The 25,495-nt window shown below is 35.8% G+C and carries 31 protein-coding genes and 1 riboswitch; of the genes, 26 read left to right on the plus strand and 5 right to left on the minus strand.

Translation table 11 applies throughout. From position 1 onward, the window contains the following. Positions 1-257 precede the first annotated feature (257 nt). The 7 genes from QBK89_RS11710 to QBK89_RS11740 all read left to right on the plus strand — a co-directional run bounded on the left by QBK89_RS11710 (position 258) and on the right by QBK89_RS11740 (position 5,808). Positions 258-878 (plus strand): stage V sporulation protein AA, encoded by a 621-nt coding sequence (locus QBK89_RS11710; RefSeq protein ID WP_284141239.1) that lies wholly within the window; start codon positions 258-260, stop codon positions 876-878. Next, on the plus strand, positions 856-1,287 hold the full coding sequence (locus QBK89_RS11715) for a stage V sporulation protein AB (RefSeq protein WP_284141240.1): 432 nt from the start codon (positions 856-858) through the stop codon (positions 1,285-1,287). The genes QBK89_RS11710 and QBK89_RS11715 overlap by 23 nt, the downstream gene beginning before the upstream one ends. A gap of 71 nt (positions 1,288-1,358) precedes the next feature. Next, positions 1,359-2,786: a spore germination protein gene (locus tag QBK89_RS11720; protein WP_284141321.1), complete on the plus strand. Its 1,428-nt coding sequence runs from the start codon at positions 1,359-1,361 to the stop codon at positions 2,784-2,786. 131 nt (positions 2,787-2,917) lie between these two features. Continuing rightward, a complete protein-coding gene (gene lysA / locus QBK89_RS11725; protein WP_284141241.1) occupies positions 2,918-4,225 on the plus strand; it encodes a diaminopimelate decarboxylase in 1,308 nt (435 codons plus the stop codon). Positions 4,226-4,304: 79 nt separating this feature from the next. Beyond that, complete coding sequence (locus QBK89_RS11730; protein ID WP_284141242.1) at positions 4,305-4,739, plus strand: peptidylprolyl isomerase; 435 nt, start codon at positions 4,305-4,307, stop codon at positions 4,737-4,739. A gap of 9 nt (positions 4,740-4,748) precedes the next feature. After that, positions 4,749-5,201 (plus strand): site-2 protease family protein, encoded by a 453-nt coding sequence (locus tag QBK89_RS11735; protein ID WP_284141243.1) that lies wholly within the window; start codon positions 4,749-4,751, stop codon positions 5,199-5,201. Between the two features lie 247 nt (positions 5,202-5,448). Continuing rightward, positions 5,449-5,808 carry a GNAT family N-acetyltransferase gene (locus QBK89_RS11740; RefSeq protein WP_284141244.1) on the plus strand — a complete coding sequence of 120 codons (360 nt, stop codon included), beginning with the start codon at positions 5,449-5,451 and terminating at the stop codon, positions 5,806-5,808. Positions 5,809-5,895: 87 nt separating this feature from the next. Here the strand turns inward: QBK89_RS11740 and QBK89_RS11745 are convergent, their stop codons facing one another. Then, positions 5,896-5,985: a YjcZ family sporulation protein gene (locus QBK89_RS11745; protein WP_284141245.1), complete on the minus strand. Its 90-nt coding sequence runs from the start codon at positions 5,983-5,985 to the stop codon at positions 5,896-5,898. Between the two features lie 142 nt (positions 5,986-6,127). On the opposite strand from QBK89_RS11745, the gene QBK89_RS11750 reads away from it, so the two are divergent. From QBK89_RS11750 to QBK89_RS11810, 13 genes are all read left to right on the plus strand, one after another. Next, positions 6,128-6,877: a segregation/condensation protein A gene (locus QBK89_RS11750; RefSeq protein ID WP_284141246.1), complete on the plus strand. Its 750-nt coding sequence runs from the start codon at positions 6,128-6,130 to the stop codon at positions 6,875-6,877. 25 nt (positions 6,878-6,902) lie between these two features. Continuing rightward, positions 6,903-7,511 (plus strand): SMC-Scp complex subunit ScpB, encoded by a 609-nt coding sequence (scpB, locus tag QBK89_RS11755; protein ID WP_284141247.1) that lies wholly within the window; start codon positions 6,903-6,905, stop codon positions 7,509-7,511. A 125-nt stretch (positions 7,512-7,636) separates the two neighbouring features. Further along, positions 7,637-8,728, plus strand: coding sequence for a D-alanyl-D-alanine carboxypeptidase family protein (locus QBK89_RS11760; protein WP_284141248.1), 1,092 nt, complete (start codon positions 7,637-7,639; stop codon positions 8,726-8,728). A 1-nt stretch (position 8,729) separates the two neighbouring features. Further along, positions 8,730-9,317 carry a nucleoside recognition domain-containing protein gene (locus tag QBK89_RS11765; RefSeq protein WP_284141249.1) on the plus strand — a complete coding sequence of 196 codons (588 nt, stop codon included), beginning with the start codon at positions 8,730-8,732 and terminating at the stop codon, positions 9,315-9,317. A gap of 1 nt (position 9,318) precedes the next feature. Next, entirely contained in the window at positions 9,319-9,849 is a 531-nt protein-coding gene (locus tag QBK89_RS11770; protein ID WP_284141250.1) for a spore maturation protein, read from the plus strand. A 112-nt stretch (positions 9,850-9,961) separates the two neighbouring features. After that, complete coding sequence (locus QBK89_RS11775) at positions 9,962-10,702, plus strand: pseudouridine synthase (RefSeq protein ID WP_284141251.1); 741 nt, start codon at positions 9,962-9,964, stop codon at positions 10,700-10,702. A gap of 55 nt (positions 10,703-10,757) precedes the next feature. Beyond that, positions 10,758-11,336 (plus strand): thiol-disulfide oxidoreductase ResA, encoded by a 579-nt coding sequence (gene resA, locus QBK89_RS11780; protein WP_284141252.1) that lies wholly within the window; start codon positions 10,758-10,760, stop codon positions 11,334-11,336. A 19-nt stretch (positions 11,337-11,355) separates the two neighbouring features. Then, the gene (gene resB, locus QBK89_RS11785; RefSeq protein WP_284141253.1) at positions 11,356-12,996 is read left to right on the plus strand and encodes a cytochrome c biogenesis protein ResB; all 1,641 of its coding nucleotides are present in this window, start codon (positions 11,356-11,358) and stop codon (positions 12,994-12,996) included. Between the two features lie 25 nt (positions 12,997-13,021). Continuing rightward, positions 13,022-14,212, plus strand: coding sequence for a c-type cytochrome biogenesis protein CcsB (ccsB, locus tag QBK89_RS11790; RefSeq protein ID WP_284141254.1), 1,191 nt, complete (start codon positions 13,022-13,024; stop codon positions 14,210-14,212). A 143-nt stretch (positions 14,213-14,355) separates the two neighbouring features. Beyond that, on the plus strand, positions 14,356-15,072 hold the full coding sequence (locus tag QBK89_RS11795; RefSeq protein WP_284141255.1) for a response regulator transcription factor: 717 nt from the start codon (positions 14,356-14,358) through the stop codon (positions 15,070-15,072). Continuing rightward, a complete protein-coding gene (locus QBK89_RS11800) occupies positions 15,072-16,838 on the plus strand; it encodes an ATP-binding protein (RefSeq protein WP_284141256.1) in 1,767 nt (588 codons plus the stop codon). The genes QBK89_RS11795 and QBK89_RS11800 overlap by 1 nt, the downstream gene beginning before the upstream one ends. A gap of 48 nt (positions 16,839-16,886) precedes the next feature. Next, positions 16,887-17,074: riboswitch (cobalamin riboswitch) on the plus strand. 150 nt (positions 17,075-17,224) lie between these two features. Continuing rightward, a complete protein-coding gene (locus tag QBK89_RS11805; RefSeq protein WP_284141257.1) occupies positions 17,225-17,671 on the plus strand; it encodes a DUF4430 domain-containing protein in 447 nt (148 codons plus the stop codon). 5 nt (positions 17,672-17,676) lie between these two features. Continuing rightward, complete coding sequence (locus tag QBK89_RS11810; RefSeq protein ID WP_284141258.1) at positions 17,677-18,201, plus strand: ECF transporter S component; 525 nt, start codon at positions 17,677-17,679, stop codon at positions 18,199-18,201. Positions 18,202-18,255: 54 nt separating this feature from the next. Here QBK89_RS11810 and QBK89_RS11815 read toward each other — a convergent pair whose 3' ends face one another. Continuing rightward, on the minus strand, positions 18,256-18,513 hold the full coding sequence (locus tag QBK89_RS11815; protein WP_284141259.1) for a ferredoxin: 258 nt from the start codon (positions 18,511-18,513) through the stop codon (positions 18,256-18,258). Between the two features lie 189 nt (positions 18,514-18,702). On the opposite strand from QBK89_RS11815, the gene QBK89_RS11820 reads away from it, so the two are divergent. From QBK89_RS11820 to QBK89_RS11835, 4 genes are read left to right on the plus strand one after another with little or no spacing between them, the layout of a single operon-like run. Continuing rightward, a complete protein-coding gene (locus tag QBK89_RS11820; protein ID WP_284141260.1) occupies positions 18,703-19,770 on the plus strand; it encodes a YpbB family protein in 1,068 nt (355 codons plus the stop codon). Then, positions 19,748-21,292 (plus strand): RecQ family ATP-dependent DNA helicase, encoded by a 1,545-nt coding sequence (locus QBK89_RS11825; RefSeq protein WP_284141261.1) that lies wholly within the window; start codon positions 19,748-19,750, stop codon positions 21,290-21,292. Before QBK89_RS11820 ends, QBK89_RS11825 begins: the two co-directional genes overlap by 23 nt. Then, positions 21,289-21,864 (plus strand): CPBP family intramembrane glutamic endopeptidase, encoded by a 576-nt coding sequence (locus QBK89_RS11830; RefSeq protein WP_284141262.1) that lies wholly within the window; start codon positions 21,289-21,291, stop codon positions 21,862-21,864. The genes QBK89_RS11825 and QBK89_RS11830 overlap by 4 nt, the downstream gene beginning before the upstream one ends. Positions 21,865-21,866: 2 nt before the next feature. Next, positions 21,867-22,199, plus strand: coding sequence for a hypothetical protein (locus QBK89_RS11835; RefSeq protein WP_284141263.1), 333 nt, complete (start codon positions 21,867-21,869; stop codon positions 22,197-22,199). A 446-nt stretch (positions 22,200-22,645) separates the two neighbouring features. Here QBK89_RS11835 and QBK89_RS11840 read toward each other — a convergent pair whose 3' ends face one another. From QBK89_RS11840 to QBK89_RS11850, 3 genes are read right to left on the minus strand one after another with little or no spacing between them, the layout of a single operon-like run. Then, positions 22,646-23,215 carry a manganese catalase family protein gene (locus tag QBK89_RS11840; RefSeq protein WP_284141264.1) on the minus strand — a complete coding sequence of 190 codons (570 nt, stop codon included), beginning with the start codon at positions 23,213-23,215 and terminating at the stop codon, positions 22,646-22,648. Positions 23,216-23,256: 41 nt separating this feature from the next. After that, the gene (locus QBK89_RS11845; protein WP_284141265.1) at positions 23,257-23,520 is read right to left on the minus strand and encodes a spore coat protein CotJB; all 264 of its coding nucleotides are present in this window, start codon (positions 23,518-23,520) and stop codon (positions 23,257-23,259) included. Then, the gene (locus QBK89_RS11850) at positions 23,513-23,737 is read right to left on the minus strand and encodes a spore coat associated protein CotJA (protein ID WP_284141266.1); all 225 of its coding nucleotides are present in this window, start codon (positions 23,735-23,737) and stop codon (positions 23,513-23,515) included. Before QBK89_RS11850 ends, QBK89_RS11845 begins: the two co-directional genes overlap by 8 nt. A 124-nt stretch (positions 23,738-23,861) precedes the next feature. On the opposite strand from QBK89_RS11850, the gene QBK89_RS11855 reads away from it, so the two are divergent. After that, on the plus strand, positions 23,862-24,638 hold the full coding sequence (locus QBK89_RS11855; protein ID WP_284141267.1) for a metallophosphoesterase: 777 nt from the start codon (positions 23,862-23,864) through the stop codon (positions 24,636-24,638). 103 nt (positions 24,639-24,741) lie between these two features. Then, positions 24,742-25,326 (plus strand): genetic competence negative regulator, encoded by a 585-nt coding sequence (locus tag QBK89_RS11860; protein ID WP_284141268.1) that lies wholly within the window; start codon positions 24,742-24,744, stop codon positions 25,324-25,326. Positions 25,327-25,495: the final 169 nt, after the last annotated feature.

Consider the following 25,495-nt stretch of genomic DNA (forward strand, 5'->3'; position numbering starts at 1 on the left):
AAAAATAGATAGGAATATAAACGGTTGACGGTCAATTTCGAAGCCCCTTTAGGGGCCTCGTTGGTAAAGTGCCCTTATAGGGCGAAACTAAAACCGCCCGTTTTACGGGCGGATAGTTACTTTGTGAAATAAATAATAATGCAATTTTCAGTTGGTATTAATTGAACTAATATAGAGCATTTTTCAGATAACACTTATAAAATTTAGGAATCAACGAATAATAAGAAGGAAGTACAGATGTAAAAGGAGGGACTGTGATGAAGCAGCTTGTTTATATACGGATGAAAAAGAACCTCGATATAAAAGATATGCGAGAAATACGATTAAAGGATATCGCTTATCTTTCAACTTTATCACATGACTTAAAATCAAGGTTGGAGAACATGCCAATATATCGCATTACAAAAAAAGATAATAATCTTGTTGTGATTGATAGCTTTCTAATCGTCGAACATTTAACAACACAGTTTAACGAGATTGAGATTCAATTAATTGGACCAACAAATACAGTTATTCGTGTTCATAAAGTACGGAAACATTCCTCCATCTTACTTACAGCCTTTGCTTGGATTATTCTCTTCATTGGAACAGCGATGACGATTGTGAACTTTCATTATGATGTAAGTATGCAGGTCGTTCAGCAGCGGATTCATTATTTACTGACAGGAGAATATACAAAATATCCGTTATGGCTCCAGATTCCATATTCTTTCGGTTTAGGAGCAGGAATGCTTTTGTTTTTTAATCATTGGTTTAATAAGCGATTCAATGAAGAACCAAGTCCGTTAGAAGTTGAAATTTTTAATTACCAGCAATCCATTGATAATTATATTGGTCATCACGAAAACATAATCGATGAACACCGTTCTCCTCATTAAGTTAACTGAAGTCATTATCGGCTTTGCTAGTGGGATTGCTGTCGGTTCTGGTTTTGTTGCTTTTTTAACGGTGTTAGGAGTAATTCCAAGGCTAATACAATTAGCAAACAATTATCACCTCGTGCAATTGTACGGAATTTGTGCTATTGCTGGGGCTTTATTTGGAACGTATTTATCATTTACAGATATCGTTTCAAAGCAATCGATTATATTACTCCTTTTGTGGGGTGCACTGCATGGAGTTTTTAATGGAATGCTTGCGGCAGCGTTAACTGAGGTACTAAATGTATTTCCGATATTAACAAAAAGAATTGGTATACAAGGGTATCTATTGTGGTTAGTTATGGCCGTTGTATTTGGAAAAATAATTGGATCATTATTTCAATGGTTAATTCTCGAAAGATTATAGTATCGATTGGAGTGAAATAAAACGTGCAAGCTACAGTCGTTCCACAAAAAACAGAAAATGTAGAAGCTTACATGAAAAGAAAAGCTGGTCTTGGAAAGTCGTTTGATTTTGGAATGCGAGAAATTGTTATTTTAAAAACGAAAGTACAACTTTATTATGTTAATGGACTAGTAGATAGCTCAATTATTGTGCAATTAATGCAAGAACTAGTTAATATAAATGATCACGAAGTACAAGAAAAGAAAGCGGCAGAAATTATAGAAAATCGTTTAGTTCATGAACAAGTAGAAAAGGTAAAAACCATGGATGAAGTTGTTGATCAAGTGCTTTCTGGACTTGTCGCTATCTTTGTAAATGGTCTTTCCTATTCTTTTGTATTGGACGTGCGTCATTATCCAGGAAGAACTCCTGATGAGCCAGATACTGAACGAGTAATACGTGGCTCTCGAGATGGATTTACAGAAAATATTGTCGAGAATACAGCATTGACGCGGAGACGAATTCGAGATGAGCGTCTTCGAAATGAAGTAATGAAGGTTGGGGAGCGTTCTAAAACAGATATTTGTATTAGTTACTTACAGGATGTTGCCGATGATGAGTTTGTACAGTATGCAAAAGAAAAAATTAGTGCGATTGATGTTGACGGAATTCCAATGGCTGATAAAACGTTAGAAGAATTTATTCTTGGTGGAAAGTGGAACCCATTTCCAATGGTTAAATATACAGAACGACCTGATGTAGCGGCGCGTCAATTATTAGATGGGCATGTACTTATTTATGTTGACACTTCTCCTAGTATTATTATTTTACCGACTACTTTTTTCAATTGTCTGGAACACGCTGAAGAAATGAGACAATCTCCAGCGGTAGGGACTTTTATTCGATGGATAAGATTATTAGCTGTTTTATCATCGTTATATTTATTACCACTTTGGCTACTTTTTACAATGGATCCTTCCTTACTACCTAAATCATTATCATTCATAGGTCCGAATGAAGAAGGAAATGTGGCTATCTATTTACAAATTATTTTCGCAGAAATAGGAGTAGAATTTCTACGTATGGCCGCAGTCCATACACCTACACCATTAGCTACAGCTTTAGGTCTAGTAGCCGCAGTGCTAATTGGACAAATTGCAGTAGATGTTGGATTATTTAGTCCAGAGGTAATTCTATATGTTGCGATTAGTACGATTGGTTCCTATGTAACGCCAAGCTATGAATTGAGTGTTGCAAACAAAATTATGAAGCTTTTTCTTGTTATAACGACGGCTATATTCGGTGTTCCAGGATTTGTCGTAGGCGTTACGATTAGCCTTTTATTTTTAATCAGCTTAAATGCATTTAAAACACCATATTTATGGCCATTTATTCCATTTAATGCTAATGCTTTATTCCGGTTTATTTTAAGGTTACCGACACCTTTATTAAACAGACGCCCTAGTATAGTTCATCCAAAAGATGAATATAGTCAACCCGTTAAAAGAAACAGAAAATAATAGCTGCAAAACACGGCAAATAAGCCGTGTTTTTGTTTAACTATCTTTTATCCACATAATAAAAATTCTTTTGTTTTAGAATATTGTGTGGTAAAGTGTTTTTATTCAAAAAAGTCATACGGAGGATTGCCATGTCAATAAAAAATTTTCCTTTTGAGATAAATAAAGAAAACCATTTAATGATTGGTGGATTAGATACAATTGAATTAATTAAAGAATTTGGTTCACCGTTGTTTGTCTATGATGTTGGTTTAATTCGGAAGCATTGTCGTTCTTTTGTAAATACATTTAAAAAACATGGTGTAAAAGCAGAAGTTGCATATGCAAGTAAGGCATTTTCTTCGATTGCAATTTTACAAGTAATGAAGCAGGAAGGACTTTCCATTGATGTAGTTTCAGAGGGAGAGCTTTATACAGCTTTACAAGCAGATTTTCCTGTCGAAAAAATTCATTTTCATGGAAATAACAAAAGTGAACGAGAGTTAATCATGGCAATAGAAAACAATATTGGTTGCGTTATTGTAGATAACTTTCATGAAATTGATTTACTCGAACGGCTTCTAAAGGAATACAATAAAGAAATGAATGTATTATTACGCGTTACACCAGGAATTGAATCTGATACACATCAATATATAATGACCGGTAATGAGGATTCAAAATTTGGTTTTAACGTAGGTAATGGACAAGCAGAACAAGCATTTCAGAAAGTACAGGAGCTCAATCACATTAAACTTCAGGGAATTCATTGTCATATTGGTTCACAAATATTTGAAACAGAGCGATTTACTTTTGCTGCTTCTGTATTATTTAAAGAATTAAAATCGTGGCATAAAAAATACGGATACGCACCTAATGTTCTCAATTTAGGCGGTGGATTTGGTATACGTTATACAGAAGCGGATCAACCGACTTCTTTACCTGTCTATGTAGAAGCAATCATAGATACAGTACGTAAACAGGCAGAGCAATTGCAACTACCCATGCCTGAGATTTGGATAGAACCTGGTAGATCAATCGTTGGTGATGCAGGGATTACGCTATACACGATTGGTGCAACAAAAGATATCCCTGGAGTCCGAAAGTATATTTCCGTAGATGGAGGAATGACTGATAATTTACGCCCTTCCTTGTATCAAGCGAAATATGAGGCAGTTCTTGCAAATCGAGTAGTAGATGAAAACACAGAAACTGTTTCAGTAGCAGGGAAATGCTGTGAATCAGGAGATATGTTAATATGGGACCTCAGCTTACCAAAGGTTGATTCTGGCGATATTTTAGCTGTTTTTTCTACCGGTGCCTACGGATATTCCATGGCAAATCATTATAATCGATTTGCAAAACCAGCAGTAGTTTTTGTAGAGGAAGGAAAGTCAGCTTTAGTCATTCGTCGTGAATCATACGAAGATGTTGTTCAAAACGATTTGCCTTATATATAAGATTTCATTGTTTAATTTTCAAGCTAATAGTGGTAACATAAACATGATTTATAAATAAACGAAAAAGGAAAGATTGAAGATGAAAAAAGGTTATATTTTAATGGAAACTGGAGAAAAGATAGAATTTGAATTATTTGAAGATGCAGCACCTAATACGGTAAGTAACTTTGAAAAGCTAGCAAATGATAAATTTTATGATGGATTAACTTTTCACCGTGTCATTCCTGGCTTTGTTAGCCAAGGTGGTTGCCCAGTAGGTAATGGGACAGGATCTGCAGGCTATACAATAAATTGTGAAACTGCAGGAAATCCACATAAGCATGTTGCTGGTTCTTTATCTATGGCACATGCTGGCAAGGATACTGGTAGTTGTCAGTTCTTTATTGTGCACGAGCCTCAACCACATCTAGATGGTGTACACACAGTTTTTGGTCAAGTAAATTCAGGAATGGATACAGTAAAGGCAATGAATAATGGTGATGTCATGAAAGAAATACGGGTTGAGGCAGAATAACCCGCTGATATGACAACCCTTCTCTTTATTCTTCTTTTCATTCTGCTTATTGCACCTATAAGCAATACAATTCATGAATGTGGACATATGATTGGCGCAAGAATTACTGGAGCTGATCATATGTTGCTTTCGATTGGAATAGGGAAACCCATTGCAACATTTTCTTTAAGAAGGGTAACAGTTACCATTCATCTTTTTTATTTTTTAGGTGGGATGGCAACAAATGTGCGCTCTATACCATATCGACCGTTTGAAATGGCGATTATCACAATTGGTGGTCCGTTTTTTAGCATACTCTGTGCATTCGTTGTCGGTCTATTGATGGGAATCTATCCAAATGAGATCCTCCTGCTTTTTCTTTTGTTTAATCTATGGATTGGGATTATTAATTTGATTCCATTTAAACGAAAGGATAAAAAGTCGGACGGTTATATCTTATTTAAGCTAATATTTAAAGAATAGCAACACAATTTATGAATAGTATGGTATGATAACGATAATTATGGCAATGCTTATAAAGGAATGGTAAAAATTGAATTTGCGAAAAAAGAACATCTTACTGTTAATTATCCTTTTGCTTGTTGCACTTGGATGGGGAATAGCTTATTGGTTCCTATTTGTTCTTTAATGTGGAGATCTGATTGTTTAAGGTTCTCAAGTAATAAAGGTATGGTCAATATCTCTAAGTTATTTATAATGAGGGATAGTTATGTTAATACGCTTTAAAAAAAACTTTGAAAAAATTGCAATGGGGCTACTATCTTTTATGCAAGAAGGAAAAGATATAAAAAAGCTTCAAGAGACAATTAAAGAATATGAGACGAATCCAGATTGGCACCTTTATCTTTGGAAAGAAGATGATGTATTAGGTGCTATCGGGTTGAAAATTGAAGCTGGTGGAAAAGCAATTATCCAGCACATTTCCGTTAATCCATCTCATCGTAATGCCGGAATCGGGAAAAAGATGGTCAATGAAATCCATCAAATGTATCAGGAGAAATATACCGTTTGTGCAAACGAACGTACGAATCAGTTTTATCAAAAATGTGAGACTAATGATGAAATATGAGAAAACCCGGTCCCTATTTTAAGACCGGGTTTTTGCTCCTAATTCATTAATGAGAAAGCAGCAATTCGTTAGCCTGCTTTATTTATATTAAAACCAAGCAGCACCAACGATTACTAAAAGAATAAATAATACAACGATTAACGCAAAACCTCCACCATAACCATATCCTGCACCCATAATGAGATTCCTCCTTTTTCTTCTTAACATAAATGTTTTATGGTAACATTTATCTTACGTTATTAATTTATGTTGGATTTGCTTTTTTTGTATAGGCGTTTATGATAATTAATTACTTTTTTAGAGTGAAGGGGCGTAATCCATGGATCAAGCATATAAGGTTAAGCTGGAGACATTTGAAGGGCCACTCGATTTATTGTTGCATTTAATTAACCGCTATGAAATTGATATTTATGATATACCAGTTGCCCAAATAACAGAGCAATATATGCATTATATACATACGATGCAAAAGCTGGAGTTGAATATTGCTAGTGAGTATCTTGTCATGGCTGCAACTTTACTTGCAATTAAAAGTCAGATGCTATTGCCAAAACAGGAAGTCTTGGATGAGATTGATGAATATGAAGAGGATCCACGCGAAGAACTGATGCAACGATTAATTGAATATCGAAAATTTAAAAATGCAGCAGAAGCATTAAAGGAAAAAGAGATTGATGCAAATCAAATATTTACAAGACCGCCAGTTGTGTTTCAAGATATAGATATTAAACCACCCGTTGAAAAAGGCGATGTATCCGTATACGATTTGATTTCTGCATTAGGGAAAATGTTCGAACGAAAAAAGTGGAATGAGCCACTTGATACAAAGATACAAAGAACTGATATTTCTATTGAACAACGAATGGATGAAGTACTTACAATTGTTAAACAAACTTCTGAGCCTGTTTTGTTCGATCAGCTATTTCCTTATCATTCTCGGTCGCACATTGTTGTTACTTTCATGGCAATACTTGAGCTGATGAAGAAAAAAGAAGTACATTGTATGCAAGAAAAAAATTTTGATTCCTTATTAATTACATACTACAAAGTAGGTTTAAAGCAATCATAATAAGTAAAGTAGAGGATGATAGTAGGTGGAAGTGACGAATTACAAAGCAATACTAGAAGGGTTATTGTTCGCTAGTGGAGATGATGGTCTTACAATCAAACAAATGGCAACGATTCTAGAAATATCGCAATCATCTGTAGAACATTTAATAGAAGAATTAAAATATGACTACGATCATTCCAATCGAGGTATTATGATAATGGAATCACATCAAGTGTTTCACTTGAGTACAAAACCAGAGCATAGTCTATTTCATAAAAGGTTATTAGAGACGCCTAATACACAGCGAATGTCGCAAGCAGCGTTAGAAACGTTAGCAATTATTGCATATAAGCAGCCGATAACTCGGACAGAAATAGATGAAATTCGCGGAGTGAAAAGTGATCGATCCGTACAAACGTTGCTCGCGAGATCCTTTATCGAAGAAGTTGGAAGAAAAGAAGGAGTCGGACGACCGGTGCTTTTTGGGACGAGTAAAGACTTCTTAACCTTTTTTGGGCTTACATCCATACAGGAATTACCTCCATTACCAGAGCAAGTTGATACAGAGTCTATTGAACAAGAAGCTGATTTATTTTTTGAACGCTTTCAGGAGCAAATCGAAGAAAATGAACTATCATCAAGCTCTTCCTAATTTAGGAAGAGCTTTTTTGTGTGCAGAATGGTTTGGACCTTATTTTGGAAGGAATAATGTTTACGCATATCCTACATATTATTGCATAGAATGTACAGATATATTGATCTGGAGGGACACCGGCTATGCGATATGTTTCGATTTTAATCGTGTTATTTTTTACATTAGTTTCAACTGTTCATGGACAAGCTAGACCAATGGTGTCTGCAAATAACGCCATCCTAATGGAACAATCTAGCGGAAGAGTATTGTATGAAAAAAAAGCGCATGAAAAACAACCAATTGCTAGTATAACGAAAATAATGACAGCAATAGTTGCTATTGAATCTGGAAAAATGGACGAGATAGCAAAGGCTAGCAGGAGAGCAATCTATACGGAAGGCTCATCCATTTATTTAGAGCAAGGAGAGAAAATGTCGATTGAAGATCTTTTGTATGGGTTAATGCTTCGATCTGGTAATGATGCAGCAGTAGCGATTGGAGAACATATCGGCGGTAGTATGGAAGGCTTTGTTTATTTAATGAATGAAAAAGCACGTTGGTTAGGGATGACAAATACACATTTTGAAAATCCCCATGGACTGCACTCGGACAATCATTATTCAACAGCCTATGATATGGCCTTACTCATGAAATACGCGATGGACAATAAAACCTTTCGAAAAATTTCAAGCACAGAGAGTTATAAGTCAGAGAAAAGAACTTACGCATGGCGGAACAAAAATAAACTATTAACACGCTATTATGACTTTTGCACCGGAGGAAAAACTGGATATACGAAAATAGCTGGAAGAACATTAGTATCATCTGCGAAAAAGGAAAACATGGATCTTATTGCAGTTACATTTAACGCCCCAGATGATTGGAATGATCACATTTCTTTATACGAGTGGGGATATTCGAATTATGATTTAGAAAAGCTAGATGAAACGGGTTTGCAATTGTACAAGCTAAATAAAGAGATCGTCGAAGGGGCGATTAAAGACGCTATTTTCTATCCACTAGATGAACAAGAAAAGAACAACATCAAAAAGAAATCGTTTCTATTAAGGAAAGAAAACCGGAATCACCAAATAGCGATAGGGAAAACGATTTACTATTTGAATGAAAAAGAAATCGGAGAGGTACCGATTCATGCTTCCATTCGAACAGCAGATGAAGAGACATTTACAAAAACTTTATCTGTCGTTATAAAGCAAATTATGAGGGTTGAGTAATATGGTCAATCTTATTTGGGCGGCAATGGCGATCATAGGCATTCTTTATGCTATGTTCAATGGCACAATGGATGATGTAAATAAAGCGATTTTTACTAGTGCCGAGGATGCCGTTTCCCTATCTATCACATTAATAAGTACACTTGTCTTTTGGTTGGGTATGATGCGCATCGCTGAAAAAGCAGGAATCTTGAACGGGCTCGCTAAATTGTTTCGACCGATTGTACTTAAGATTTTTCCTGATATTCCAAGCGACCATCCTGCAATTGGCTATATTTTATCAAATTTTACAGCAAATATGTTTGGTCTCGGAAATGCAGCAACACCAATGGGTATTAAAGCAATGGAACAAATGAAGGAGTTGTCCGGTGGCTCAGACCGCGCTTCAAGATCTATGATTACATTTTTAGCGATGAATACGTCTAGCCTAACGATTATTCCAACTACAGTAATCGCAATTCGAATGCAATATGATTCGATGGCACCAACAGAGATAGTAGGGACAACGATTATAGCAACGGTTATTTCAACAATAAGTGCTTTAATAATTGATCGTATATTCTATTATCGAAGTATACGGAGGAATTAAGATGAGTTTCATAACGACGGTTAGTGCTTGGCTTATTCCCTTTATCCTTTTACTCATTCTACTCACCGCCACGTGGAAAAAAATACCTTCCTATGAACTGTTTGTAGAAGGAGGTAAAGAAGGTATCAAAATGGCAGTATCTTTATTGCCATTTTTAGTTGGGATGATTGTTTCCATTTCGATACTTAGAAGCTCTGGTGCACTTGAAGCATTCATCGAACTTATTACGCCATTATTAGCTTTAATTGGTATTCCACCAGATATTATCCCATTGGCACTTGTTCGCCCCATTTCAGGAACAGCAGCCCTAGGTATGACAACTGAACTTATTTCTACACATGGGCCCGATTCGTTTATTGGAAGACTAGCATCCACCATGCAAGGAAGTACCGATACAACACTCTATATTTTAACCGTATATTTTGGGGCAATCGGAATCCGAAAAATGGGGTATGCACTTAAGGTTGGACTATTAGCCGATCTCATTGGTATACTAGCATCAGTGGTTATCGTTACACTCATTTTTGGATAGTACGTATAACTAGCGTTAACAATTCGTTAACGCTATTATTTATGTTGACGAATAGTTAACTTCCATTATGGATAAACGATAGGAAACAATCAAAAGGATATTAGGTGATATAATGACAAATACACTAGAAAGACTGCAGAAGGTAATTGCTCAGAGTGGTGTTACTTCTAGAAGAAAAGCAGAAACCTTGATCACGGAAGGAAAAGTAAAAGTTAATGGAAAGGTTGTTACCGAGTTAGGTATAAAAGTTTCACATCAAGATGTGATAGAAGTTAATGGTGTAAAGCTAGAAAAAGAAGCTCCTGTTTATTATTTGCTTTATAAGCCACGGGGTGTGATCTCCAGTGTGAAAGATGATAAGGATCGCAAGGTTGTTACTGATCTACTACCAGAGATTGAAGAAAGAGTTTTTCCAATCGGGAGACTGGATTACGATACTTCAGGAATTTTACTATTAACGAATGATGGCGAATTTGCAAATTTATTAATGCACCCAAAACACGGGGTTGAAAAAGTATATGTAGCTAAAATAAAGGGTATTCCAAGTAAACTTGATTTAGCAAAGCTCCGTAAAGGGGTTCGAGATAAAAAGGATTTATTAAAGATTAAAAATTACACAATTCTTTCTGTTGATAAACGCAAAAATACAATGCTACTTGAATTAACTTTACAAGAAGGAAAAAATCGACATGTTCGAAGGATGATGGAGCAATTGGGCTTTCCAGTTGTTAAACTGCGAAGAGAAAAATATGGTTTATTAAATTTACAAGGCCTTCAACCAGGAGCATATCGCACACTCACTCCTAAAGAAGTAAAACAAATGTATAATCTAGCGGCAAAAAATGTTAAATAATAGTCATAATTAACACTATGGCAAAATGGTATAATGGTGCGAGGAGTGATTTTCAATGAGCTTAGATCAAATAAAGGCTACTAAAAAGGGGAAAAAGAGGAACCGGCTTATTTTCCGGTCAATCATTTTGGTGATCTTGCTTGCCGCAATTGTATATGCATTGGTCGCTAATTTTCAGAAGGATAAAGCAATTTATGGGGTAGGAGATGAAGCACCAGATTTTAAACTTCAACAAGTCAACCAATTTAATGAGCTTGAATCGGTGCAATTAAGTGATTTTAAAGGAAAAGGGGTCATGTTAAATTTTTGGGGAACTTGGTGTAAGCCGTGTGAAGAGGAAATGCCTTATATGCAAAAACTATATCCAGAATATAAGGATAAAGGGGTAGAAATTATTGCGGTAAGTTTAGATGCAACAGAATTTGTTGTTGAAAAATTTATTGAAAAATATGATCTTACATTTCCAATTCCTTTTGACAACAAAAGCTTAGTCAGAGAATTATATAAAATCGGCCCAATTCCTACTACTTATTTTATCAATCCAGAAGGGGTAATTATTGAGAAGGTGGAGGGTGCCCTAACATTAGAAAAATTAGAAGGGCATTTAAAGGACATCCAACCACCTTCAAACTGATAAGGATGGAGAGATATAGATGAATAACATTAAGTGTGAATGTGGTCATGTAAATCCAGAGGGGACAGTTCTTTGTGAAGCATGTGGGAAGCCTATTGAGAAAAATCAGCATATCGATGGTAATGATACGAAAAAATTATTAAATATGCGTTATGACGGGACTGCAAGACGATCGCAAACGTACAATAAGTCATTTATCGATAAAACTTGGGCTTTTTTTTCATCAGTTAAAGTTGGTGTATGGTTAATTGTCATCGCTTTAATTGCATCAGCAATAGGAACTATCTATCCACAACAACAATACATACCTACTGATGCGATTTCTCGTGATCCAGCAGTATTCTATGAAGATCGTTATGGCATTTTCGGTAAAATTTTTTATCAGCTAGGTCTTCATAATCTTTATAGTTCATGGTGGTACATGCTTTTAATCGCATTAATTGGCGTTTCACTTGTAATTTGTAGTTTAGATCGATTTGTGCCATTGTATAAGGCACTAAAAAGACAAAAACCCAAGCGTCATAAAACGTTTATTAGTCGTCAACGCTTTTATAGTGAAACAGACAACGTGTCAGATGATGAAGTAGAACAATTAAAAACCGAGCTCCAACGTCAGCGCTATAAAATAAGTGAAGATAATGGCCATATCCTTGCAGAGAAAGGGAGATTCTCTAGGTGGGGGCCATATGTAAACCATATTGGATTAATTATTATTTTAATCGCAGCATTATTAAGAACGACACCACTTTTTTATCTTGATCAATATGTTTGGGTACGTGAAGGAGAGCAAGTAGTCATTCCTGGTACTGACGGGGAATATTTTATTGAAAACAAAAAATTTATATTGGAAACATATGATGAAAACGACGAGAGATTTAAAGAAGCGATCAAGAAACAAGGCGAAATGATTCCGAGTAATTTTCAGACGAATGCTATTATTTACAAAGTGAAAGATGATGGTGTTGTCGGTTCAACAAAGGAATTAGAAAAGGTAAAAGAGGACGAAATTCGCTTAAATCACCCATTGAAGTTTGATGGCTATACGTTGTATCAAGCAGGTTATCAGCTAAATGAATTTACTAGCATGTCTTTTAAGCTTCATAAAACGGATGATCCAGAAGAAAAAGCTATCGATACGTTTCAAATTGACCTTACTAATCCAAAGAATGAGTACAAGCTGGATAATGGATTTGTCGTAAAGATTGATGATTATTTACCAGACTATGAATTGTACAATGGACAGCCAAAATCAAAAACAAATTATCCGCGCAACCCTGCATTTGTTTTTCTTGTTTATCCACCAAACAAAGATGATGTTGAAATCAGCTTTGCAGGTATTGGAAGAAATATCGATGCTACGGGAGAGAATGAATATAAACTAGGAATAACTGATTTTGATGTTCGAAACGCTAGTGGACTAACTGTTCGACGAGATTACACACTACCTTTATTTGGATTAGGTGCACTTATATTTATGATTGGGGTTATACAGGGAATGTATTGGCAGCATCGCCGCATATGGATTCATCCAAATCAAAATACATTGTTATTAGCGGCACATACGAATAAAAATTGGTTTGGACTAAAGAAAGATATTGAAAAAGCAATTGCCAATACATCTGTAAATAATGTAAGTGATCAACAAGAATTAGATAAATAGCACTCACTTTTAAGGAGGAGTTTGGATGGGGAACTTACTAGAAATAAGTAGTACGATGCTCTATACTGCTTTTATTTTATACTTGATTGCAACGGCATTTTTCGGAGCAACGATCAAACAAAACAAAAATAGCAATCAAAAAGGGCTTGCGGAAAAGATTGGTATTTCACTTACAGTGATTGGATTTTTAGCTCAACTCGTTTATTTCGTTACGAGGTGGATGGCTAGTGGACATGCGCCAGTAAGTAATATGTTTGAATTTGTTACATTTTTCGGAATGGCAATGGTGCTCGCGTTTATTATTCTTTATTTTATATATCGATTTACAATTCTTGGATTATTTGCGCTTCCAGTGGCAATGATTGTTATTGCTTATGCAAGTATGTTTCCAAGAGATATTGCACCTCTTGTTCCGTCACTACAAAGTCACTGGTTATATATTCATGTAACAACCGTTGCTTTAGGGAATGGGATATTAGCAATTAGCTTTGTTGCTGGACTCATATATCTCATTCGCCAAATTGACCAATCTGTGTCAAGTAAGCGTACAACCTGGTTAGAGCTAATTCTCTATACGCTAGTATTGTTTATTGGATTTAGCGTCATTACGGTGATCTTTAATATTACAGGCTATGAAGCTAAGTTTAACTATGTTGAAAACGGTAATGAAGTAACTGCTAATTATCATATGCCGCCAATTGTTGGCCCTAAAGAAGCACAAGCAATGACACAAGGTACGATGGAGCCATGGTTTGAAACGCCGGAATGGATGCATGGTAAGGATGCACCTCGTAAATTTAATACACTCATTTGGTCTTTCCTTACAGGAACATTGCTATACCTTTTAACAAGGTTAGCATTAAGAAAACGTATTGGTGCTGCTATTCAACCTATATTAAAAAAAGCGAATCCTGATTTGTTAGATGAAGTAAGCTATCGCGCAGTTGCAATTGGATTTCCGGTATTTACTTTAGGTGGATTGATTTTTGCAGCCATATGGGCACAAATAGCATGGGATCGTTTTTGGGGTTGGGATCCGAAAGAAGTATGGGCATTAATAACCTGGTTCTTCTATGCAGCTTTTTTACATTTACGTCTATCAAGAGGATGGCACGGGGAACGTTCTGCATGGCTTGCAGTAGGTGGATTTGCCATTATCATGTTTAATTTAATAGGAGTGAATCTATTACTTGCTGGATTACACTCCTATGCGTAAGTAATAGCTGTAGGGTTTAAAAAAATGAAAAACATGGTGTCCAGTAGGAAAACAACATGGATATCATGTTTTTTCTTATACATTTTTAACAGTTTCGTTTATACTAAGAAATAGAATGTTTATCGTTAATAGGGGGTCCTCTTATGGAAGCAAAAACGAAAGTGCTTGTAGTTGATGATGAAGAGAGAATTCGCCGCTTAATACGTATGTATTTGGAGCGAGAGGATTTTATCATAGAAGAAGCTGAAAATGGACAAGAAGCACTAGAATTAGCATTAAAAAAGAATTATGATATTATTCTTCTTGATTTGATGATGCCTGAAATGGATGGGATAGAAGTTTGTCAGGAGCTGCGTAAAGAAAAAAACACACCTGTTATCATGTTAACGGCAAAAGGAGAAGAATCAAACAGAGTGCAAGGGTTTGAAGTAGGTACTGACGATTATATCGTAAAACCATTTAGCCCACGTGAAGTTGTGCTTCGCGTAAAAGCACTATTAAGAAGATCCTCTGCATCTAATTATAATGAAACGGAGACACAGGCGAAAGATATTCTTGTTTTTCCGCATTTAACAATTGATCATGATGCACATCGCGTAACTGCTGATGGAAAAGAGGTAAGTTTAACACCAAAGGAATATGAGCTTCTCTGTTTCTTAGCAAAAGCACCTGATAAAGTATTTAATCGCGAGCATCTTTTAAAAGAAGTATGGCAGTATGAATTTTTTGGTGATCTTAGAACCGTCGATACCCATGTAAAAAGGCTTCGTGAAAAACTGAACAATGTTTCAAAAGACGCTGCTAAAATGATTGTAACCGTATGGGGTGTTGGCTATAAATTTGAGGTGGATGAAGAATAATGTTTTGGCGAAGCGTAGTAGGTAAACTAGCAATAACAATTTTATTGCTAGTTTCTTTCGTGTTATTTATTTTAACAATTCTTTTACTGGAATTCTTCGAAAATTTCCATATTGATGAAGCGGAAAAGGATATGCTTCAAACAGCAACCAAGGTATCTGTCATGGTGCAGCAGTATGATGATCATGCTTTGACAATTGAAACAACAGAGCGTGTAAAAGATCCGGCAAGTAGGATTATTATTTATTTCCCTGATCAATCGGTTTGGGTTTCAAATAGCAGCGATCCACATCTTTCTAACATTAGTGAAACATGGCTTCAAAATGAAGCGAACTTGCAGCATGTATTAGCAAATCGGCAAAAGGTTAAAGAACAAATTGACCTTCCAGAAGATGAAATGGGTGCGTTAGTCGTAGGTGTTCCAATTGACGGTGGAAATGGTGCAGTTGTCATTTATCAATCCCTTGGTGTCGTGGATCAAACAAAGGCTGAAACAACGCAAATTATTTTCTTAGCAGCAGGAATTGCCATTATTTTGACGACGATTTTTGCGTTCTTTCTTTCGACCCGGATCACCTCACCACTTATAAAGATGCGTGAAGCCGCCTTTGATCTTACACGGGGAGAGTTTAATACGAAAGTACCCATTTTGACACATGACGAAATCGGTGAATTAGCAATGGCTTTTAACCGTATGGGAAGGCAGCTTAAATTTCATATAAATGCGCTTCGTCAAGAAAAAGAACAGCTTTCAAGTATTGTCAGCTCGATGGCGGATGGTGTGATTACATTGAGTAGAACAGGTGAAATGATTGTGACAAATCCACCAGCCAATCGCTTTATCGAGGATTGGTACTATGAAATGAATATCCCATTTAAAGAAGGTCAAATGAAGCTACCAACGCCATTACAATCGATTTTGAAAGAAGTAATTCAAGGTGAAAATGAAGTACTTGAAGAAATTACATTACAAGGACGAAGCTGGGTTATGATTATGACCCCTTTATATGATCAATCGTACGTTCGAGGAGCAGTTGCGGTTATTCGTGATATGACTGAAGAAAGAAGACTGGACAAGCTCAGAAAGGATTTTATTGCGAACGTTTCGCATGAATTAAGAACACCTATTTCTATGCTACAAGGGTATAGCGAAGCGATTGTTGATGATATTGCAGAATCGAAAGAGGAAAAAAACGAGCTTGCACAAATCATTTATGAAGAATCGCTACGCTTAAGCAGACTTGTAAATGAGCTACTCGATCTTGCACGCATGGAAGCAGGGCATATTCAATTGCATAAAGAGCAGGTGGAGCTAGAGCCGTATATTAAACGGATTGTGCGTAAATTTAAAGGGGTTTCAGACGATAATCACATTGATCTTAGGTTGAAAACATCATTACAGCAGGACATAGGTTGTTTTGATCCTGATCGCATTGAACAAGTCTTTACGAACTTAATTGATAATGCCATTCGACATACGAGTGAAAATGGATTTGTGAGCCTATTTGTGCGCTATGATGGAAACAATTTTCACGCAGAAGTAGAGGATAGTGGAAGTGGAATTCCAGAAGAAGACCTTCCGTTTGTTTTTGAACGCTTTTATAAAGCGGATAAGTCTCGCACAAGAAACAAAAAGAAGAAAGGTACTGGATTAGGTCTGGCGATTGCTAAAAATATTATTGATGCACATCAAGGCACAATATCTGTTAAAAGTAAGCTAGAACATGGTACAACCTTTACCTTTAAGATTCCGGCAAAAACAGAGTAGAGAATCTGTTCATTTTTCAAAAAGTCTGTTATGATTAAAATTGAATTGAATACAATGTTTGGAATTGGTGTACAGTAATGTACTTAATAGGGAATTCAGTGAAAAGCTGAAGCTGTCCTCGCAACTGTAAGTGATAATCGAAACAAGCATTACCACTGTATGAACATTCATATGGGAAGGGCTTGGAGTAGGCTTTAGTCACAAGTCAGTAGACCTGCCATTTCAATTGTGTCAATGCTTCGAGGGAAAAGCGATTGAGACAGCCGAACGGACAATAAAGTATCATTGTGTAGTTAGGTATGTCGTTAAAAGCTGACTCTTTTGGAGTCAGCTTTTTTAAGTAACGCTCTTCTCCTCAATAATTTTATTATGGAGGATGAGAAACAATGAAGGTACAAAAGTGGATTTATCGTTTACTTCCATTACTGCTTGTAGCAAGTTTATTAGCTGGTTGCGGGTCGTCTGACGAGGAAAAATCAAATAAACCTGCTTCCAATCAAACAGAACAGCAAGCATCGGGGAATGAAAGTGACAGCAAAGAAAAAGAAGAAACAGTTGTTATTACAATTTCTAAGGACAAGGGAAAAGAGCAAATAACAGAAAAGGAAGTCCCAATTAAAGAAGATGCTATTTTAATGGATGTCTTAAAGGAAAACTTCCAAATTGAAGAAGAAGGCGGATTTATTAACGCTGTTGAAGGAATCGCCCCAAAAAAAGATGAGAAAAAAGCTTGGATGTATTCCGTAAATGGAGAAATGGCTAATGTTGGTGCTGCTGAGTATAAGCTTAAACCAGGTGACAAAGTAACGCTTGATTTACAATCATGGGAATGATTTAGGTGAACATTTATAAACTTACATTATTAGCAATTTTAGCTGCATTGGCTATTGTAGGGCGAATCGTATTTACTTTTCTGCCGAATATCCAGCCTGCTACTGCAATTATTATTATATGTGGAATGCTTTTAGGACCTTTTTCCGCACTTCTCATGGCGTTTCTCGTTACATTTTTGTCTAATATGATTCTCGGTACAGGCATTTGGACGATTTGGCAAATCGTTTCTTGGGGGATAATTGGCATACTTAGTGGATTGCTCGGTAAGTTCCCGAAACGCATCCCTTTATTTGTCATCGTGTTATTCGCAGTTTTTAGTGGATATTTGTATGGATTTATCATTTCCTTAACAAATTATCAAATCTCTGGTCAGATGTTTTGGGCTTACTATATCGTAGGACTTCCATTTGATACAAACCATGCAATCGGGAATGCAATATTCATTGTTTTATTTTATCCAATGCTTGCTTATTTGATAAAAAAATATGCAAATGGGCATTTCCCCATTTATAATGCACATCAATTATAAGGATAAAAAAGTGCTTTCCGCCGAATTAGGAAAGCACTTTTTTCATAGCATGATTTAACGAGACTCATTTTTCAGCGGATCACCTTTAAAAGGAGTTTCTCCAATTTTTATCGAATCACTCGGGCAGCCGTCACGGGCATCAAATAAATCGTCCTCTAATTCATTCGGAATTTGCTTTACTCCTTTATTATCATCAAGGACTACATAAGCTAGTCCCTCGTCATCATAGTCAAAGATATCTGGTGCAGTTATGCCACAGGCTCCACATGCTATGCATGTCTCTTTATCAACAATTGAAAATCGTTTTTCCATGAGGAGTCCTCCTAAAAAAATAGAAATCTATATGCTTGATCGGTTAATAATTTAAAATTAATAAAAAATCACCCAAGAAGGATGCAATTGGTTGATCATCTCCTCTATAATAGATTGTAAGCTTGTTTAAACTTCATTTCAATAATTGACATTACAAAATAAAGAGAAATAGTGATTGGAGATTTGAAAATGTACCTAGAAAAGGTGATAGATTATGCGTTATCGCAAATAAAAGATCGTCGATCAATTAACTCCATTTTCTATCTTCTAAAGGGAAAGAAATCCATTCAAACAATCCATGATGCTGAAATATTCCAATTAGAACGGTTCTTTGGTATTCATAAAACGTTACATATAGACACTTTCGAAGCTGTCATCCAACAGATGCGAAGCGATGGACTGATAATGAAAGGAGCTATAAAAGATAGTTTTTTATCCGTTACTGAAATAGAGAAAGTACCAACGGACTTTCGCGCTTATTTTAACGGACTTAAATTTGAATCCATTGCGCCTACATTTATGAATCGTTTGCTATTACTAATTCAAACGTATACTAATAGTCAAATGAAAAATAAATCCTTTATTCCGATTATAGATATCCCTGATATTATAGCCTGGGTAAAGTATTTTTATCGTCAGAATAAGAATCGCGAGGCCGATATTCTACCGGAGATGTATCATGAGTTACATTGTCTATTACAGTATGTGGATGACATGGAGGCATCTCTTTTTGTTGATCGGTTAACAGGCTATCAGCATTACGGCATGAGTACGGGGCAATTAAAAGAAAAGTACAAGATCAGCAAAGACGATGTGATTCTCCTCCATACAGCCGTTGTTCATAAAATGATCTCGCTGATACACCAGGATAAGAAGGACTATCCTCTGTTACAAGGGTTAGTAGATTACGAAGAATATACTTCTATATTAACAGCCTCTGCACAAAAAACGTTTCGTTTCTTTAAGATGGGGTTAACCGTAGAAGAAATTAGTCGAAAACGCGGATTAAAGAAAAATACGATCTATGATCATATGGTAGAAATTGCATTGCATGAACAAGAATTTCCATTTCATCAATTTGTGGATGAACAAGCACAACAATTAATATTACAAGCAATAAAGACGAATCCCTCGCATCGGTTACGGGATATTAGAAGTACAGTAGGAGATTCGATTTCATATTTTCAAATTCGATTAATGTTAACAAAATTTACACGTTTAACGAGGGATAAACATGGTAAGCAACAAACAACTTGAAGTTCATTTAGAACGAATATTCGGTTATCATTCCTTTCGTCCTGGCCAACGAGAAATCATAGAAGATGTTATGAAAGGAGAGCATGTATTAGGGGTGTTACCTACAGGGACCGGAAAATCAATCTGCTATCAGCTTCCAGCAATGCTTTTGTCGGGTACAACGGTAGTCGTTTCTCCACTAATTTCGTTAATGATGGATCAGGTCAAACAGTTAAAGGCGACAAATTTTAAAAAAGTTGTTGCCATCAATAGCTTTCTTGATTCTAAACAAAGAAATGAAATATACCGGCAATTACATGAGTATAAACTTATTTACGTTTCTCCAGAATTATTACAACAGGATGCTTTTATGCATAGATTAGATAAGCTCCATATCAGCTTATTTGTAATTGATGAAGCACATTGTATTTCTCAATGGGGCCATGAATTCAGACCAGACTATTTACGTTTAAAGGACGTTATTAAAACGTTAGCCTATCCTCCTGTACTAGCTTTAAGTGCTACCGCTACCCCAAAGGTTCAAAAAGATATTATGAAGGCATTGGATGTTGGTGAAATGAAGAAGCATATTAATCCAATAGACCGCGAAAATATCATTTTGACCATTCGCAAGGTAACAAATAAACAGGAAAAGCTAGAAGAAATCGATGGTCTATTAAAAAAATATAATGTACCTACACTTATCTATTTTTCGAGTAGACATGCTTGTGAGAACATAGCTCAACTGCTTTCAGGAAAATGGCAGGATCGGCGAATTGCTTTTTATCATGGTGGAATGGAGCAATTAGATCGTGTTATTGTTCAACAACAATTTATGAATAATCAACTAGATATTATATGTTGCACAAGTGCGTTCGGAATGGGAATAAATAAAAGTAATATTCGACTGGTTATTCATTATCATTTTCCCGCTGAAATGGAAGCGTATATTCAAGAAGTGGGCAGAGCAGGTAGGGATGGTTTATCCAGCTTAAGTGTATTATTGTTTGCTGCGAATGATTTATATTTACCAAAACAAATAGTGGAAAATGAGCTACCATCTTCTGCTTCCATTCATCAGTCATTTGAAGTGCTTTCCCATTTAGCAAATAAAGGGCAGCCGCTTCCGATAAATCAAAAAGAAATAGGACAATTGTTTTCATTAACTGAAACACAATGGAATTTTCTACAGTATCAATTTGAAAAACATGGTATTATTAAAGAACGAAAGATCAACTTTAACGAGAATAAATGGCAGCACGCGTTTTCAACGATTCAATTGTATCGTGATGAACGGTTAATACAAAAAGAAGCAAAGCTGATGGAAATGGTGAAATGGATCCAATGTACATCATGCTTACGAGAAGAATTGTTTATCCAATTCCAAGATGCTTTTACAAAACCTAACAACCATTGTTGCTCTAATTGTGGCTTTGTATTAGATGACTGGACGCCAATAGAATCAAAGTCGTCTCTGAAAAAAGATGCTGAATCCTGGCAAACGAAGCTCGAATCGTTACTGCTATTAGGAGATAAAAAATGAAACAAGAAGAAGCTATAAAAAATATGACACGTTCAGATATTAAGCGACTTCTATTAATCAATCAATTATTATTTATTGCTTTAGCCTTCGGGTTAAGTTTCCTATTTTTTACGGACTTTTCCGTTTGGTTTGATTTATTTGATTGGAGTATCAAGGAAATAATGGTATACAGTATCATTCCGAGTATACTCATTATTAGTATCGATTTAGTTCTCACTTATTTGTTACCGAAACATTACTATGATGACGGCGGGATTAACGAAAGAATATTTCAATCCTTAACACAGGTAGAAATATTTTTTGCGGCAGTGTTCATTGCTATTTCAGAAGAGCTTTTATTTAGAGGTGTACTGCAAACAACAATTGGATTTGTTCCTGCGAGTATTCTATTTGCTCTCATACATATACGGTATTTAAAAAAGCCTATATTATTAGGCTATGTACTTATTGTCAGTTTTTGCTTAGGGTATTTATTTGAGCTTACGAACAATTTGCTGGTAACAATTACCATACACTTTTTGATAGATTTTATAATGGGTTTAATAATTCGATCGCAAAAGCGGGGTGCATAAAGATGAACACAAAAATGGAAGCGAATGAAGATCAGGCAAAAGAGCTGCGGAAGCTTTTTGAGGAAGTACAGACAAATGAGAGTACAAGCAGCGAAACGAATATTGAAGTACCAACCGACGAAAATACGATTGATATTCCAAATCAGCAAGAGAACAGAGAAATTGACATTTTAAATCTACCGCCAAGAAGCACGGTTCATGGACAAAAGAATACGCGTGTTCACTTTCGTATTCATGGACCAATTGTTCGATTCTTAATTGTCATCATTATGCTATGTGCAATCTTAGTAGGGGCATATTATATGTTAGGGAACGATTTTCTTGGATTTTTTTAATAACCTCCTGATGAAGTAATAGTAAATATAGGATAAGTCAAAATAATAACATTTATATCAATATGATTCATATCGACGCAATTTTAAATGGAGTCGCTTTCAGCATAGGAAACCTTACGGAAAATGTTTTTCGGAGTTAGGCACGGCCTCAACTTACTCGGAAAAGATAGCCACTTTTCCGAGTAGATTTTCGGCTCGCGCTATTCCCGAATGACAAAGGGAAATGATTAATCCAATGTAGAAAAAACTCCTTTTTTTCTAGTGGAAACACGCATTTNTTTTCGGCTCGCGCTATTCCCGAATGACAAAGGGAAATGATTAATCCAATGTAGAAAAAACTCCTTTTTTTCTAGTGGAAACACGCATTTTAACTGCTCGATAAATGCATGTTTAAAATAATATAGTTAAGCATACTCTGTCACTTCTAATCTCATCCTTCTATTTGTTTAAAAAAAGTGTTTCTTATCACGCTCTTCTTTAATAATCTCTACTGCTTCACGAAAACGTTGCGAATGAACAACCTCACGCTCACGTAAAAACTTTAAACTGTCATTTAATTCAGGGTCGTCGGATAGATTAATAATCCATTGATAGGTCGCTCGTGCTTTTTCTTCTGCAGCAATATCCTCGTATAAGTCTGCAATTGGATCTCCTTTTGCCTGAATATACGTTGCGGTCCAAGGATCACCTGCAGCATTTTCATAAAACAATGCTCGATCATGATTGGCATAGTGCGCTCCTAAGCCAGCTTCCTTTAACTGATCAGGTGTAGCATCTTTGGTTAATTTATATACCATAGTTGCAATCATTTCCAAGTGTGCAAATTCTTCGGTACCAATATCTGTTAACAGACCGATTACTTTGTCCGGTATCGAATAACGTTGGTTTAAATAACGAAGGGCTGCAGCTAGTTCACCATCGGCACCACCATATTGCTCGATTAGAAATTTAGCAAGCATTGGATTGCATTCCCTTACTTTAACAGGGTATTGCAATTTTTTTTCATAATACCACACAAACAATCTCCTCCTAAACATCCATCATTTTTGTTCACTTATTAAACCTGCCATGGCCATGGTGTCTGTCCCCAATCCCAAGGATAATTTGAATAGCTTCTACCATATTGCATCAGTGGACCGAACTGTTTTTCAAAATGGTTTTTTAAAGTTCTGCTTTCTTTTGCACAATAATTAAATTGCTCGATTGCATCATAATCATTTGGATGTGTATCAAGATACAGGGTTAATTCAACGAGAACAAAGTCGACTGCTTGGATGTCTTCGAGGAGCTGATAATATTCAGGAGGTAGGGTTTTACTCATCTAGATCACCTCTTTTGTGTGGGTCTGGATATGGACTGAATAAGACAGGCCATAATGTTCCATGATAAAGGGCTTCTTTCGGTTTAAATTGTGGAAGTCCTGGTGGCTGGAAATGAAGATATAAATTTGGAGGGGTCGAATAGCTCTTTACTCGAATTGGTGGACAAGGGTCGTATGGACTAATATATGGCTTCCAATATTTATATTGCGTAAACATCAAATCCTCCTTTCAAACACATTGATATCATTTCATATGTATGAATAAAGAGCTTATCCTATTCAAATATTCATGTTAAGCATCATATATGATATGATCATGATAAAATGAAAGGGGTAATCCAATGGGCCTGTTACTATTTCTAACGATTGGTTTCACATTCGGTCTCGTGCTTTACATGTTATATCGGGCTCATCATGATATATATGATGTAATCAAGATCCAAGATGATCGATTTCCGTCAGCACTTTCAGGTTACGGTATTTTCTTTATTTCTGATATCCATCGTAGATTGATAAAGCTTTCAACATTGAAGCAAGTTGATTCAACACGTGTAGACTGCATTATTATCGGCGGGGATGTGATGGAAAAAGGTGTTTCTATTCATAAAGTGCAGGAAAACATTCGTAGATTAAAGCAATTACAGGCGCCCATTTATTTTGTTTGGGGTAATAATGACAATGAAGCGGCACCAGATAAGTTCGAAAAATTAGTTATCGATGAAGGGGTGACCATTTTAAAAAACGCGGCGAAGACGGTAGAAAAAAATGGGGAGTCTATTCATTTTATCGGATTAGATTGTAAAAAATATGGAAAACCTAACTTCTCAGAAGCCATGAAGTCAATAGTAGACGGATATTGGATATTAATTACTCATGATCCAAACGGCTTCTTTTCTTTAAGTAAACGGGAAAAAAGTAGGGTTGATACCGTTCTTGCCGGGCATACACATGGTGGTCAAATACGTTTCTTTGGAATTGGCCCATATCAACGAGGGGGCTTAAATAAATACGGGCAAACCAATGTATTTATTAGTGAAGGATATGGATATACCGGTGTTCCATTTCGATTGGGAACTAAAGCTGAATGTCACCTTTTGCAATTTAAATCCATGAAATGAACGCTAGCCGTTCAACAAAAAGTATACTGACATATACTATTAACATCACCCCACATTTATAAGGGGGTATAGACGCATTTCATGATGAAGAGGAGGATGCTATGTGCGGATTGAGAGGGTAACCATAAATAAGTTTAAAATCTTTTTGACATTTGATGATTTAGTGGAACGAGGCTTTACAAAAGAAGATTTATGGTATGACGCGGATGGTGTTCAAAATCTATTTAGTGACATGATGTATGAGGCAAGTAAAGAGCTTGGATTTGAACTTGAAGGCAGATTATTTGTGCAGGTGCATTTGATGCAAGCACAAGGAATGCATGTTACGGTTACTCAAAAAGTTGAGAATTTGGATTGGGAAGAGGAATTCATTGAAATGAAAGTCACATTAGATGAAAGTAATGAACTAATCTTTTCTTTTGGAGAATTTGAGGATATTATTCGTGTGTCAGCTTATTTGAATGCTCTATCAATAAAAGGTGGAAAAGTGTACTTTATGGATGAACGTTATTATATGCTATTAGAAGAAAAGGATATCAACCATTTAACGAAAAAAGAAGATGTAATTGCTGTTATGTCGGAGTTTTCTTCACCGAGTATTGTCACTTCCTATCGCTTACGTGAATATGGAAAAACGATACTTAGTAATAATGCTGCAGATGAAATCTTTCGAATCTTTCATTCGTAAATTTTAGTTATAATTTTGGTTTTATTTATCGTCTATTTTGGATACATTCGTATCCAATAATCGTCTTTTTCGTAATCGCTTACATTTATTTATTTTTTTATATAGAAATTTGAATTAATATTATTGCATATTTATTATGAAAGTGTATACTAATCTCTGAGTACAGCAT

This window comes from Virgibacillus sp. LDC-1 (assembly GCF_030137545.1).
In the GTDB taxonomy this organism is placed as follows: domain Bacteria; phylum Bacillota; class Bacilli; order Bacillales; family Amphibacillaceae; genus LDC-1.

Bases quoted from the DNA above. Each gene is read 5' to 3' on its own strand.
- QBK89_RS11710 (WP_284141239.1), top strand. From the start codon at position 258: ATGAAGCAGCTTGTTTATATACGGATGAAAAAGAACCTCGATATAAAA.
- QBK89_RS11715 (WP_284141240.1), top strand. From the start codon at position 856: ATGAACACCGTTCTCCTCATTAAGTTAACTGAAGTCATTATCGGCTTT.
- QBK89_RS11720 (WP_284141321.1), top strand. From the start codon at position 1,359: ATGAAAAGAAAAGCTGGTCTTGGAAAGTCGTTTGATTTTGGAATGCGA.
- lysA (WP_284141241.1), top strand. From the start codon at position 2,918: ATGTCAATAAAAAATTTTCCTTTTGAGATAAATAAAGAAAACCATTTA.
- QBK89_RS11730 (WP_284141242.1), top strand. From the start codon at position 4,305: ATGAAAAAAGGTTATATTTTAATGGAAACTGGAGAAAAGATAGAATTT.
- QBK89_RS11735 (WP_284141243.1), top strand. From the start codon at position 4,749: ATGACAACCCTTCTCTTTATTCTTCTTTTCATTCTGCTTATTGCACCT.
- QBK89_RS11740 (WP_284141244.1), top strand. From the start codon at position 5,449: ATGTTAATACGCTTTAAAAAAAACTTTGAAAAAATTGCAATGGGGCTA.
- QBK89_RS11745 (WP_284141245.1), bottom strand. From the start codon at position 5,985: ATGGGTGCAGGATATGGTTATGGTGGAGGTTTTGCGTTAATCGTTGTA.
- QBK89_RS11750 (WP_284141246.1), top strand. From the start codon at position 6,128: ATGGATCAAGCATATAAGGTTAAGCTGGAGACATTTGAAGGGCCACTC.
- QBK89_RS11760 (WP_284141248.1), top strand. From the start codon at position 7,637: ATGCGATATGTTTCGATTTTAATCGTGTTATTTTTTACATTAGTTTCA.
- QBK89_RS11765 (WP_284141249.1), top strand. From the start codon at position 8,730: ATGGTCAATCTTATTTGGGCGGCAATGGCGATCATAGGCATTCTTTAT.
- QBK89_RS11770 (WP_284141250.1), top strand. From the start codon at position 9,319: ATGAGTTTCATAACGACGGTTAGTGCTTGGCTTATTCCCTTTATCCTT.
- QBK89_RS11775 (WP_284141251.1), top strand. From the start codon at position 9,962: ATGACAAATACACTAGAAAGACTGCAGAAGGTAATTGCTCAGAGTGGT.
- resA (WP_284141252.1), top strand. From the start codon at position 10,758: ATGAGCTTAGATCAAATAAAGGCTACTAAAAAGGGGAAAAAGAGGAAC.
- resB (WP_284141253.1), top strand. From the start codon at position 11,356: ATGAATAACATTAAGTGTGAATGTGGTCATGTAAATCCAGAGGGGACA.
- ccsB (WP_284141254.1), top strand. From the start codon at position 13,022: ATGGGGAACTTACTAGAAATAAGTAGTACGATGCTCTATACTGCTTTT.
- QBK89_RS11795 (WP_284141255.1), top strand. From the start codon at position 14,356: ATGGAAGCAAAAACGAAAGTGCTTGTAGTTGATGATGAAGAGAGAATT.
- QBK89_RS11800 (WP_284141256.1), top strand. From the start codon at position 15,072: ATGTTTTGGCGAAGCGTAGTAGGTAAACTAGCAATAACAATTTTATTG.
- QBK89_RS11805 (WP_284141257.1), top strand. From the start codon at position 17,225: ATGAAGGTACAAAAGTGGATTTATCGTTTACTTCCATTACTGCTTGTA.
- QBK89_RS11815 (WP_284141259.1), bottom strand. From the start codon at position 18,513: ATGGAAAAACGATTTTCAATTGTTGATAAAGAGACATGCATAGCATGT.
- QBK89_RS11820 (WP_284141260.1), top strand. From the start codon at position 18,703: ATGTACCTAGAAAAGGTGATAGATTATGCGTTATCGCAAATAAAAGAT.
- QBK89_RS11825 (WP_284141261.1), top strand. From the start codon at position 19,748: ATGGTAAGCAACAAACAACTTGAAGTTCATTTAGAACGAATATTCGGT.
- QBK89_RS11830 (WP_284141262.1), top strand. From the start codon at position 21,289: ATGAAACAAGAAGAAGCTATAAAAAATATGACACGTTCAGATATTAAG.
- QBK89_RS11835 (WP_284141263.1), top strand. From the start codon at position 21,867: ATGAACACAAAAATGGAAGCGAATGAAGATCAGGCAAAAGAGCTGCGG.
- QBK89_RS11845 (WP_284141265.1), bottom strand. From the start codon at position 23,520: ATGAGTAAAACCCTACCTCCTGAATATTATCAGCTCCTCGAAGACATC.
- QBK89_RS11850 (WP_284141266.1), bottom strand. From the start codon at position 23,737: ATGTTTACGCAATATAAATATTGGAAGCCATATATTAGTCCATACGAC.
- QBK89_RS11855 (WP_284141267.1), top strand. From the start codon at position 23,862: ATGGGCCTGTTACTATTTCTAACGATTGGTTTCACATTCGGTCTCGTG.